Source organism: Pseudomonas sp. (genome assembly GCF_002796985.1).
In the GTDB taxonomy this organism is placed as follows: Bacteria; Pseudomonadota; Gammaproteobacteria; order Pseudomonadales; family Pseudomonadaceae; genus Pseudomonas.
Genome location: NZ_PEKX01000009.1, coordinates 401,014 through 413,089, shown reverse-complemented (window position 1 = coordinate 413,089; position 12,076 = coordinate 401,014). Strand labels below are relative to the sequence as shown.

The following is a 12,076-nucleotide window of genomic DNA, read 5'->3' as shown; positions in this document are numbered from 1 at the left end:
TCAATGCCCCTTCTCGGTGGTTTCCTGTTCCTTGGACGCGGAGTCCTTGAACAGGGTACTGACCACCACATAGAACAACGGCACCCAGAAGATCGCCAGGACCGTGGCCGTGATCATGCCGCCGATCACGCCGGTACCGATCGCGTGCTGGCTGCCCGAACCTGCGCCAGTGGAAATCGCCAGCGGCAGCACGCCGAGGACGAAGGCCAGGGAGGTCATGACAATCGGGCGCAGACGCATCCGGCAGGCCTCGATGGCCGCCTCGACGATGCCCTTGCCCTGCTCGTGCAGTTCCTTGGCGAACTCGACGATGAGGATCGCGTTCTTCGCTGACAGGCCGATGGTCGTCAACAGGCCCACCTGGAAGAACACGTCGTTGGACAACCCGCGCATGGAAGTCGCCAACAGCGCACCGATGACGCCCAGGGGCACCACCAGCATCACCGAGAACGGGATCGACCAGCTCTCGTACAACGCTGCCAGGCAGAGGAACACCACGATCAGCGACAGGGCGTAGAGCGCGGGGGCCTGCGACCCTGACAGACGTTCCTCGTAGGACAGACCCGTCCAGGCATAGCCAACACCCTTGGGCAGTTGCTTGACGATGTCCTCGACCGCCGCCATGGCATCACCGGTGGAGCGCCCCGGGGCCGGTTCACCGAGGACTTCCATGGCCGGCACACCGTTGTAGCGCGCCAGTTTCGGCGAGCCGTAGCTCCACTCGCCGGTGGCGAAGGCGCTGAACGGTACCATCTCGCCGGAGCTGTTGCGCACGTACCACTTGTCCAGGTCTTCCGGGCTCATCCGCGCATTCGGCCGGCCTTGCAGGTAGACCTTCTTCACCCGACCACGGTCGATGAAGTCGTTGACGTAGTTCGAACCCCAGGCAATCGACAGAGTGCTGTTGATGTCCGCCAGCGAAACGCCCAGCGCACTGGCCTTCTCGTCGTCGATCAACAACTTGTATTGCGGCTCGTCGTTCAGGCCGTTGGGGCGCACGCGCTGCAGCACCGGGTTCTGCGCGGCCAGGCCGAGGAACTGGTTGCGCGCCTGCATCAGCACTTCGTGGCCGACGCCGGCCTGGTCCTGGAGGAAGATGTCGAAGCCCACGGCGTTACCCAGTTCGAGTACCGCCGGCGGGGCGAAGGCGAACACCATCGCATCCTTGAAGCTGAAGAAGTGCTGCTGGGCGCGCTGTGCCAGCGCGAACACGCTGTTCTCCGCGCCCGGACGCTCTTCCCAGGGCTTGAGCATGATGAACGCCATGCCCGAGCTCTGACCACGACCGGCAAAGTTGAAGCCGGTCACGGTGAACACCGAGGCCACTGTGCTGCTTTCCTGCTCCAGCAGGTATTCGCGCATGGAGTCCACCACCACCTGAGTGCGCTCGGCGGAAGAACCGGCCGGGGTCTGCACCTGGGCAAACAGCACGCCCTGGTCCTCGTCGGGGAGGAACGCGGTGGGGATACGGGTGAACAGATAGATCATGCCGCCGAGGATCAGCACATACATCAGCAGGTACGGCATACGGTGCTTGAGGATGGAGGTGACGCCGCGCTCGTAGCCTTGGGTGGTGGAGAGGAAGGCGCGGTTGAACCAGCCGAAGAAGCCGCGCTTGTGCTCGCCGTGGTCACCCTTCTCGATGGGTTTGAGCATGGTGGCGCAGAGCGCCGGGGTCAGCACCAATGCCACCAGCACCGACAGGGCCATGGCCGAGACGATGGTGATGGAGAACTGCCGGTAGATCACCCCGGTGGAGCCGCCGAAGAACGCCATCGGCAGGAATACCGCCGAGAGCACCAGGGCAATACCCACCAGCGCGCCCTGGATCTGGTCCATGGACTTGCGCGCCGCCTCGCGGGGAGACAGGCCTTCCTCGGCCATCACCCGCTCGACGTTTTCCACCACCACGATGGCATCGTCCACCAACAGGCCGATCGCCAGCACCATGCCGAACATGGTCAGGGTGTTGATCGAGAAGCCGAAGGCGGCGAGCACGCCGAAGGTGCCCAGCAGCACCACCGGCACGGCGATCGTCGGGATCAGCGTGGCGCGGAAGTTCTGCAGGAACAGGTACATCACCAGGAACACCAGCAGGATCGCTTCGCCCAGGGTCTTCACCACCTCATGGATCGAGGCAGAAACCACCGGGGTGGTGTCGTACGGGTAGACGATCTTCATGCCCTGCGGGAAGAACGGCTCCAGGCTGCCCAAGGTGGCGCGGATCGACTTGGCGGTATCCAGCGCGTTGGCGCCGGTGGCCAGCTTGATCGCGATACCCGAGGCCGGCTTGCCGTTGAACTGGGCGTTGATGCTGTAGTCCTGGCCGCCCAGGGCCACATCGGCGACATCCTTCAGGCGAACCTGGGAGCCGTCGGCGTTGACCTTGAGGAGGATGTTCTTGAACTGCTCGGCGCTCTGCAGGCGGGTCTTGCCGATGATGGTGGCGTTGAGCTGCTGGCCCTTGACCGCAGGCAGGCCGCCCAGCTGGCCGGAGGAGATCTGCACGTTCTGCGCCTGGATCGCCGTCTTCACGTCGCCAGGAGTCATCTGGAAGCTGTTGAGCTTCGCCGGGTCCAGCCAGATGCGCATGGCGTACTGCGAACCGAACACCTGGAAGTCACCCACACCGGCGGTCCGCGACAGCGGGTCCTGCATGTTGGAGACGATGTAGTTCGACAGGTCTTCCTTGGTCATGCTGCCGTCGGTGGAGACGACGCCGACCACCATCAGGAAGTTCTTCACCGCCTTGGTCACGCGGATGCCCTGCTGCTGCACTTCCTGCGGCAGGAGCGGCGTGGCCAGCTGCAGCTTGTTCTGCACCTGGACCTGGGCGATGTCAGGGCTGGTGCCCTGGTCGAAGGTCACGGTGATGGTCATGCTGCCGTCGGAGTTGGACTCCGAGGAGATGTAGCGCAGATGGTCGAGACCGTTCATCTGCTGCTCGATCACCTGCACCACGGTGTCCTGCACCGTTTCGGCGGAAGCGCCCGGATAGGCAACCTGGATGGCGATGGCCGGCGGCGCGATGGCCGGGTACTGGTTCACCGGCAGCTTGAGGATCGACAGACCGCCCGCCAGCATGATCACCAGAGCGATCACCCAGGCAAAGATGGGCCGGTCAATGAAAAACTTCGACATGACGAATCCCCTTGATTAACCCTGCTTGGCCGGTTGAGCGGCGGCGGGCTTGTCGGCGGCACCGGCGGTGGGCGCCACGTTCTTCGCGGGTACGGCCTTGGCCTGCGCGCCCGGCTGGACGTACTGCAGGCCCTCGGTGATCAGGCGATCGCCGGGCTTCAGGCCATCGCTGACCAGCCAATAGGCGCCGACGGTGCGCTCGGCCTTGATAGTGCGCAGCTCGACCTTGTCTTCGCCGTTGAGCACCAGCGCGGTCGCCATGCCACGGAAATCGCGGGTGACGCCCTGTTGCGGCGCCAGGATGGCCTGCTTCTTGATGCCTTCCTGCAGCTGCGCATGGACGAACATGCCCGGTAGCAGTTCCTTGTTCGGGTTGGGGAAGATGGCGCGCACGGTCACCGAGCCGGTGCCCTGGTCGACCGAGACTTCGGAGAACTCCAGCTTGCCCTCGACGGGGTATTCGGAGCCGTCTTCCAGGTACAGCTTGACCTTGGCGGCGTTGTCACCGGCCTTCTCCAGCTGCCCGGCGGCCAGCTCGCGGCGCAGGCGGATCAGCGAAGTGGAGGACTGGGTAACGTCGACATAGATCGGGTCCAGCTGCTGCACGGTGGCCAGTGCGTCGGCCTGGCCGTTCTGCACCAGCGCGCCTTCGGTAACCGAGGAGCGCCCGATGCGGCCGGAGATGGGCGAGTAGACCTTGGTGTAGCGCACGTTGATCTTGGCGCTGTCCACGGTGGCCTTGGCCTGCAAGTAGGCGGCCTGGGCGTCGGCGTATTGCTGCTTGCTCACCGCCTCGTCCTTCACCAGCTCCTTGTAGCGTTCGGCCTGCTGCTGGGTGGACATCAGGTTGGCCTGGGCACTCTGCAGGGTCGCGTCATAGGTGGCCGGGTCGATCTGGTACAGCTGCTGGCCTTCCTTGACGTCGCTGCCTTCCTTGAACAGGCGCTTGAGGATGATGCCGTTCACCTGCGGGCGAACTTCGGCGATGCGATACGCGGTGGTGCGGCCCGGCAGCTCGGTGCTCAGGGTCACCTCCTGCGACTGCAGGGTCACCACCCCGACCTCGGGGATCTGCTTCTCCTGCGGGGCCTGGGTCTTGTCGCAGCCGGCAAGAGTGGCCATGGCGACGAGCAGGGCCGGGACCAGGGCGCGCATGGCTGGCTTTCGTTGCATATCGTTGTCCTCGTGAGCAAAGCGTCCGGTTTGGCGGTGGGCTTGCCGGTCCGGAAAAGCTGGCAAAAATACTTACATTCAGCTGTGTTTGTAAACGTCCGAAAGCCCTGAGGGAAACCTGCTGAAACGTTTTAGCCAATGGCTGATATCGCAGTAGGTTTTCCGCAAGGCAGTCGCGGCGGCGAACAAAGTTGATAACATCAACTAAAATACGAAAAAATGGTTGAGCTGATCAACCTGATTTACACAAGGTTTACCGTGACCGAACCGATGACCCACAGCGTGAATCCCGACCTGCCACAGACCCTGATGAAGGTCCTCGATCACTTGCGCGAGAGCCTCCAGGACGAACTGTGCGCCGAGGGCATCGACCTTACCCCGCCGGACATCCGCCTGCTCGAACTGATCGGCGCCGATGCTGGCCAGAGCCTGCAGAGCCTGGGCCGCAAGATGTGCCGCGACAAGGCGCTGGTGACTCGCAAGATCCGTGAGATGGAAACCCTGGGCCTGGTCCGCCGCGAGCGCAACCCGGTTGATCAGCGCAGCTTCCAGCTGTTTCTCACCGAGGCCGGGAGCCGCATCGACGAGCGCACCCACGCCATCCTCGCACGGACCCATGACAGTCTGTTCGCGCCGCTGGACGACGACGAACAGCGTACCCTCGCCCAGCTCCTGCAGCAGTGCCTGCAGGGCCGCACAGACTGACGCCACAAACGAAAACGCCGGCATTCGCCGGCGTCTTCGCATGCCTGCGTCTTACTGACGCACCCCTTCCACCGACAGGGTCAGCTCGACTTCCTGGGAAGCCGGGCCGAGGTCGCGCTGGATGTTGAAGTCCTTCAGCTTGAGGGTGGTGGTGCCGAGGAAGCCGGCACGGTAGCCGCCCCACGGATCATCGCCCTGGCCGATCAGTTCAGCCTTGAGGGTGACCGGCTTGGTTACGCCGTTCAGGGTCAGGTTGCCGGTGATCTCGGCGTTCTTGCCATCGGCCTTCACCGAGGTGGACTCGAAGGTCGCGGTCGGGTTCTTGCCGACGTTGAGGAAGTCCGGGCTGCGCAGGTGCTTGTCACGCTCGGCGTGGTTGGAGTTCACGCTGTTGGTGTTGATGGTCACCTTGACCTTGTCGGCGGACGGGTTCTTCTCGTCGAAGGTGAAGGCACCGTCGAAGTCGTCGAAACGGCCGTACAGCCAGCTGTAACCCAGGTGCTTGATGCGGAACTCGATGAAGGCGTGCTGGCCTTCCTTGTCGATCTTGTAGTCCGCGGCCATGGCCTGGCCAGCGGAGAACAGGGCGGTACCCAGCGCCAGAGCGGCGAACGTCTTCTTCAGCATTGAAGCAATCTCCCTTTGAGGTGAGGTGTTATTTCGCGGCACGACCGAGCATGCGTACCAGGGTCGCATCACGGTCGAGGAAATGGTGTTTGAACGCCGCCAGGGCGTGCAGCACGGCCAGTACCACCAGAGCCCAGGCCAGGTAGAGGTGGATCACGCCGGCGATATCCGCCTGGTCGGTCAGGCCGCTCAGGGTGGCCGGCACATCGAACCAGCCGAACACACTGATGGGTTTGCCCTCGGCGGTGGAAATCAGGTAGCCGGCGATGATCACCCCGAACAGCAGCGCGTACAGCGCCAGGTGGCCGAGCTTGGTGGCCAGGCGGGTCATCTGTCCGTGGTTGGCCGGAGCCGGCGGCGCCGGGCTGATGAAGCGCCAGAGCACACGCACGATCAGCGCAATGGCCAGGAGAATGCCGATGCCTTTGTGGATTTCCGGGGCGCGGTGGTACCAGGTGTCGTAGTAGTCCAACTCGCGCATCCACAAGCCCAGGCCGAACAGCCCGAACACCACCAGCGCGCTGCCCCAGTGCAGGAACAGGCTGACCAGCCCATAGCGAGCGGGGGAATTACGCCATTGCATCGATCGAGATCCTTGAAAATGGGAGTTCAAGACTAGCGGTTAATCCATCGAAGAAAAGCAGAAAAACCTGCTTTGAAACATCGACTGACAAGATAGATCCCGCGCTGAAACGCCCGTCCCAGAGCCAGAAACGACAATGCCGGCTTTCGCCGGCATTGTGGATAGAACGGGTTCGATCAGAACGGCAGCCAGGACATGATGCCCTTCTTCTCGCCCTTGGCATCGGCCGGCTTGTCACTGGCGGCAGGAACAGCCGCCTTGGTTTCCAGCACCGGCGCCTTGCCCGATTGCAGGTCGCGCACCTGGCTCGCCGCGCGCTTGCCGCTGCGCAGTGCGCCTTCGATGGTGCCCGGGTACAGCGCATCGGTGTGCTCACCGGCGAACACCACGCGACCCACCGGACGCTCCCAGACGCGCCAGAAGTTGGTGACGTCGCCCGGGCCGTAGGTCACGTAGGAACCGCTCATACCCGCATCGGTGCTGTAGCGGCGCATTTCATAGCCGGAATAGGCACCGCGCATCTTCGGGTAGAACTTGTTCATGCGGATCAGCACCTGCTCCAGCACCTGGCGGTCGCCGAAGGCCTGCATCACGCGGGCGTTGTCGCCGGAGAGGTTGATCAGCACGTTGGCGCCGCCTTTCGCTGCCGGCTCGACCCAGATCATGCCCAGGCCCTGGTCGCTGAAGATTTCCCCGGACAGGCGCGACTTGTCGTCCCACACCGGCTGCTTGAACTTCATCAGGATCTGGTCGCGCCAGGCATAGGGCATGTTGCTGATCGACGACTGCTGCGGCGCGGTCAGGCCCGGAGTCATCGGGATCTTGCCGACGGCCGCCAGCGGCACGCTCAGCACCACGTAGTCGGCGGAATAGCCGGTGGCGCCGACCTTGACGGTCACGCCGTCCTTGTCCTGGGTGATGCCAGTGACCTTGGCGTTGGTCTTGATGGTCTTGACCTGCTTGGCGAAGGCCTGAGCCAGCACCTGGCTGCCGCCGGGCAGGCGCGAGGCGCGCATGTCGCGGTCGTCGACATTGCGGTACACGCGGCCCTGCTGGGCGAAGTACAGCAGCGACAGGCGCGAGGGCTCCTCGTAACGCGAGCGGATGCGCTGGTTGACCAGCAGGCGCGCGACAGGGGAAAGGTTCAGTTTGTCCAGCCAGCGTGCGACAGTCAGCGCGTCCAGGGCCTGGGTGGTCTTGGTTGCCAGCGGGTTGAGCGGATCGTCGATGGACGCCGAGAGGTCATCCAGGGATTTCTCGAAGCGCTCCAGGTCGGCGGCAACGGCGGGCATCTTGGCCTTCAGGTCGGCGCTGCTGTAGTAAACGCCGTCGATCAGGTAGCTCGGAGTACGGACGAAGTCCGGGGCCGGCACCGAATTCACCTTCAGGGTGCTCAGGTAGCCGTTGAGAGTCGGCTGCACCTTGTTGTTGCCGATCCACTCGCTGGTGGCCAGGCCCGAACGGCCACCCACCTGCGGCTTGGCTTCCAGCAGGGTGACCTGCCAGCCCGCCTGCTGCAGCTCGTAGGCCGAGGAAAGGCCGGCGAGACCGCCACCGATCACGATGGCCGTCGGTTGTTTGTCCTTGCCCAGCGCCACTACGCTGAAAGCCCCCAGAGCAAGCAGCGCGGCAGCGCGCAGCCATCCCATTTTCATCGCCAGGCATCCCAAGATGTGCAAAGGCGCGAAGCATACGTGAGCGCCTGAAGGCCGAATAGCCGTCTTGGTCGGCTACCTACGGCATGTGTCGTAGGACGTGTCCTTGTTCATCTCAGGAGCATTGAATAGGCTTGCCCGATCCAGGTGAGTCGACCGTCAGACGAACCATCATTTCAAGGAGCAGACCATGGGCCTGAACGCCGAGTGGATGCAGCGCGATCTCGAGGTGCTGTGGCACCCCTGCACTCAGATGAAAGACCACGAGCGCCTGCCCGTGATCCCGATCCGCCGCGGCGAGGGCATCTGGCTGGAGGACTTCGAAGGCAAGCGCTACCTGGACGCGGTCAGCTCCTGGTGGGTCAACGTCTTCGGCCACGCCAACCCGCGCATCAACCAGCGCATCAAGGACCAGGTGGACCAGCTGGAGCACGTGATCCTCGCCGGCTTCAGCCACCAGCCGGTGATCGAGCTGTCCGAGCGCCTGCTGCGCCTGGCGCCGGCCGGCTTCTCCCGGGTGTTCTACGCCGACAGCGGTTCGGCCGGCATCGAAGTGGCGCTGAAGATGAGCTACCACTACTGGCACAACCTCGGCCAGCCGGAGAAGAAGCGCTTCATCACCCTGACCAACAGCTACCACGGCGAAACCGTGGCGGCGATGTCGGTGGGCGACGTGGCGTTGTTCACCGAGACCTACAAGTCGCTGCTGATGGACACCATCAAGGTGCCGACCCCCGACTGCTACCTGCGCCCCGAAGGCGTGAGCTGGGAAGTGCACTCGCGGACGATGTTCGCCGCCATGGAGCAGGCGCTGGAGCAACACCATCAAGACGTCGCGGCGGTCATCGTCGAACCGCTGGTGCAGGGCGCCGGCGGCATGCGCATGTACCACCCGATCTACCTCAAGCTGCTACGCGAAGCCTGCGACCGCTACGGCGTGCACCTGATCCACGACGAAATCGCGGTCGGCTTCGGCCGCACCGGCACGATGTTCGCCTGCGAACAGGCCGGCATCACCCCGGACTTCCTCGTGCTGTCCAAGGCGCTGACCGGCGGCTACCTGGCGATGAGCGCGGTGCTCACCACCGACACGGTCTACCAGGCGTTCTATGACGACTACGCCACCCTGCGCGCCTTCCTCCACTCGCACACCTACACCGGCAATCCGCTGGCCTGCGCCGCCGCCCTGGCCACCCTGGACATCTTCGAGCAGGACAACGTCATCGAGGCCAACAAGGCCCTGGCGGCCAGGATGGCCAGCGCCACCGCGCACCTGGCCGATCACCCGCACGTCTCGGAAATCCGCCAGACCGGCATGATCCTCGCCATCGAGATGGTCCAGGACAAGGCCAGCAAGACCGCCTACCCGTGGCAGGAACGCCGCGGCCTGAAGGTCTTCCAGCACGGCCTGGAACGCGGCGCGCTGCTGCGACCGCTGGGCAGCGTGGTGTACTTCCTGCCGCCGTACATCATCACCCCCGAACAGATCGACTTCCTCGCCGAGGTCGCCAGCGAAGGCATCGACATTGCCACCCGCGACAGTGTGAGCGTGGCGGTCAGCGCACGCTTCCCCGAGCATCGCGATCCGGGCTGATCGGCTACAAGCGGCAGGCCGAAAGCTTTAAGCTTGCCGCTTTCCCCTTTTCTGTCGGCACCGCCATGCGCCTCTCCCGCTTCTTCATCGACGCCCCGCTCTCCCTCGGCCAGCACGAGCTGCCCGAAGCCCAGGCCCACTACATCGGCCGCGTGCTGCGGCACGCGGTTGGCGATGCCGTGCAGCTGTTCGACGGCTCTGGCCGCGAGTACCTGGGCGAACTGATCGAGGTGGGCAAGAAGAACGTCCGCGTGGAGCTGCGTGAAGCCTTCGACGGCCAGGCCGAATCGCCCCTGCGCGTGCACCTCGGCCAGGGCCTGTCCCGTGGCGAGCGCATGGACTGGGCGATCCAGAAGGCCACCGAACTGGGCGCCAGCGAGATCACCCCGATCGTCAGCGAACGCTGCGAAGTGCGCCTGAAGGACGAACGCGCCGACAAGCGCATGGCCCACTGGCGCCAGGTGGCGATCAGCGCCTGCGAGCAATGCGGCCGCTCGGTACTACCGGTGCTCAACGCGCCGGTCACCCTCGCCGAATGGCTGGAGGGCTGCGAAGCGCAGCTCAAGCTGGTGCTGCACCCAGTCGCTGAGCCGCTGACCAGCCATGACAAACCGTCCAGCCTGGCCTTCCTGATCGGCCCGGAAGGCGGGTTGAGCGATGCGGAAGTGGAACAGGCCAAGGGCGCCGGATTCCATGCCGCACGACTGGGGCCGCGTGTGCTGCGCACCGAGACCGCTCCGGTGGTTGCGCTGAGCGTGGCGCAGCAGCTTTGGGGTGATTTCTAAGGACGAGATTCGCGCTCGCCGAGAAGCCCCTCACCCCAGCCCTCTCCCAAGGGGAGAGGGGGCAGATTGTGCCGGCTGATGATGCGGTTCCCGCCTGCTCCGAACGGTCCCCTCTCCCTGCGGGAGAGGGGACGCCGGCAGCGCCGATGCCGCGCAGGTTCGCGAGCAAGCTCGCTCCTACAACTCGACGGTCCGCACGGCGTACTCTTCGTGGGGCGGCTTCGCGAGCAAGCTCGCTCCTACAGGTAGCCGGCTAGCTCGGAGCGCTCTTCGTCGGAGCGAGCTTGCTCGCGAACCACCCTGCTCCGGCGCATCCCGCCAACTCAGATCCCCCGCAACGCCAACCCCGCCAGCACCAACAACACCACTCCGCACAGCCCATGGCTAATCCGGTGCCAGCGTGGCGATGCATTGCGCCGCAGCCAGTCCACCAGCGCCGCGCAGAGGAAGCAGCAGAGCACCGAGGCGGTCATGAAGCCGGCGAAGAACACCAGCGAGTCCGCCAGCGACGGCACGCCGTTCACCAGCCCGGCCATGGCGCCGCCCAGCGCGCCCCAGTAGACGATGTTCTTCGGGTTGGAGAGCGACAACATGGCCCCGGAAGCGAAAGCCCCGGCGTTGTGTTCCTCGGCGTCACCCTCCTCCACCACGCCGACCTCACGGGCATCGCGCAGGCTCTGCAGACCCAGCCAGGCCAAATAAGCCGCGCTGGCGAGGGTCAGCGGCAGACGCAGGGTTTCATGGCCCAGCAGCAGTGCCAGCCCGGTCAGGCCGATCAGTGCCCACACTGCGTCGCCGATCAGCGAGCCGAACTGCACCAGCAGTGCCGGGCGGAAACCGCCTTTCAGGCCACGCCGCAGGGTTTCGGCGAGGACGGCGCCGGGAGACAGGCAGAAGACGATGCCGAACAGCAGCGCGGCGAAGAACAGGGTCATGAATCAGCTCTCGAACAAAAAGGCGATGGCGCGATTCTGCCTGGATATCGGTGGCCGAACTTGGACCGGATTGCTCAGCGCAGGGCGCGCTGGAAGCTCCCCGGCGACACGCCGTAGGCCGCGCGGAAGTGCCGGTTCAGGTGGCTCTGGTCGGCGAAGCCCAGTTCGTGGGCCACCTCGGTAGCCGGCAGGCCGGCGCGCAGCAACGCCTGGGCGCGGCGGGTACGCAGTTGCATAGCCCACTGCCGGGGACTGAGCCCGACCTGCTTCTGGAAGCTGCGCAGCAGGTGGAAGCGCGAGAGCCCGAGATAGGCCGCCATCTCGTCGAGGCTGGGTTGCCGCGCGAGGTCGGCAGCCAGCCAGTCCTGCAGGTTGGCAATCCGACCACCGCCCTCCAAAGCCTCGTGCGGCAGACGTCCGCCCATGGCACAGGCGATCTCGGCGAGCAGCAGGGTCAGCCGCTCCTCGCCGCGCTGGCGCACGAAGGCATCATCCCCCAGCACACGCTCGACGGCTTCAGCCAGGGCGCCGGCGAGTGCCGGCTGGCGGCCGCTGGGGCACTCGAACTCCAGGCGCTGCAGGCCAAGCATCTCGGCCAGCGAACCGGGGGCGATGTAGAGGCTGACGAACTGCCAGGGCTGATCTTCGGCCACGCCGCCCCCCTGGATCTGGCCGGGGTTGTAGCAGGTGATGGCGCCAGGGCCGGCATCGAAGGTGCGGCCGTCCAGCCAGACGCGTTCCTCGCCGCGCAGGTTGGCGCTGATAACGAACTCGTCGTGACTGTGGCGCTCGAAACGGTGGCCGCCGAGAGTCGCGCTGGCGACCTCGAAGCCAGGTTGGTCCCCCAGCTGGGCAAGGCGCAGGCCAGCGCTCATGGG

The 12,076-nt window shown here is 65.0% G+C and carries 10 protein-coding genes; 3 read left to right on the top strand and 7 right to left on the bottom strand.

The features are described from left to right. Both CTR55_RS16285 and mexA read right to left on the bottom strand, forming a co-directional pair. Window positions 1-3,141 (bottom strand): efflux RND transporter permease subunit, encoded by a 3,141-nt coding sequence (locus tag CTR55_RS16285; RefSeq protein ID WP_296287690.1) that lies wholly within the window; start codon window positions 3,139-3,141, stop codon window positions 1-3. 15 nt (window positions 3,142-3,156) lie between these two features. Then, a complete protein-coding gene (gene mexA, locus CTR55_RS16280) occupies window positions 3,157-4,314 on the bottom strand; it encodes a multidrug efflux RND transporter periplasmic adaptor subunit MexA (protein WP_296287689.1) in 1,158 nt (385 codons plus the stop codon). Window positions 4,315-4,584: 270 nt separating this feature from the next. Here mexA and CTR55_RS16275 point away from each other — a divergent pair, with 270 nt between their 5' ends. Further along, complete coding sequence (locus CTR55_RS16275) at window positions 4,585-5,019, top strand: MarR family transcriptional regulator (RefSeq protein WP_296287999.1); 435 nt, start codon at window positions 4,585-4,587, stop codon at window positions 5,017-5,019. Window positions 5,020-5,070: 51 nt separating this feature from the next. Here CTR55_RS16275 and CTR55_RS16270 read toward each other — a convergent pair whose 3' ends face one another. The 3 genes from CTR55_RS16270 to CTR55_RS16260 all read right to left on the bottom strand — a co-directional run bounded on the left by CTR55_RS16270 (window position 5,071) and on the right by CTR55_RS16260 (window position 7,884). Next, on the bottom strand, window positions 5,071-5,646 hold the full coding sequence (locus tag CTR55_RS16270) for a YceI family protein (protein ID WP_296287687.1): 576 nt from the start codon (window positions 5,644-5,646) through the stop codon (window positions 5,071-5,073). Between the two features lie 28 nt (window positions 5,647-5,674). Then, complete coding sequence (locus CTR55_RS16265) at window positions 5,675-6,229, bottom strand: cytochrome b (protein WP_296287686.1); 555 nt, start codon at window positions 6,227-6,229, stop codon at window positions 5,675-5,677. 176 nt (window positions 6,230-6,405) lie between these two features. Next, window positions 6,406-7,884: a flavin monoamine oxidase family protein gene (locus tag CTR55_RS16260; protein WP_296287685.1), complete on the bottom strand. Its 1,479-nt coding sequence runs from the start codon at window positions 7,882-7,884 to the stop codon at window positions 6,406-6,408. A 190-nt stretch (window positions 7,885-8,074) separates the two neighbouring features. On the opposite strand from CTR55_RS16260, the gene CTR55_RS16255 reads away from it, so the two are divergent. Then, window positions 8,075-9,478, top strand: a complete 1,404-nt coding sequence (locus tag CTR55_RS16255; protein ID WP_296287683.1) for an adenosylmethionine--8-amino-7-oxononanoate transaminase — start codon at window positions 8,075-8,077, stop codon at window positions 9,476-9,478. A gap of 65 nt (window positions 9,479-9,543) precedes the next feature. Continuing rightward, window positions 9,544-10,263 carry a 16S rRNA (uracil(1498)-N(3))-methyltransferase gene (locus CTR55_RS16250; RefSeq protein ID WP_296287681.1) on the top strand — a complete coding sequence of 240 codons (720 nt, stop codon included), beginning with the start codon at window positions 9,544-9,546 and terminating at the stop codon, window positions 10,261-10,263. A 323-nt stretch (window positions 10,264-10,586) separates the two neighbouring features. Here the strand turns inward: CTR55_RS16250 and CTR55_RS16245 are convergent, their stop codons facing one another. Both CTR55_RS16245 and CTR55_RS16240 read right to left on the bottom strand, forming a co-directional pair. After that, window positions 10,587-11,198, bottom strand: a complete 612-nt coding sequence (locus tag CTR55_RS16245) for a LysE family transporter (protein WP_296287680.1) — start codon at window positions 11,196-11,198, stop codon at window positions 10,587-10,589. A 74-nt stretch (window positions 11,199-11,272) separates the two neighbouring features. Next, window positions 11,273-12,073: an AraC family transcriptional regulator gene (locus CTR55_RS16240; RefSeq protein ID WP_296287679.1), complete on the bottom strand. Its 801-nt coding sequence runs from the start codon at window positions 12,071-12,073 to the stop codon at window positions 11,273-11,275. Window positions 12,074-12,076: the final 3 nt, after the last annotated feature.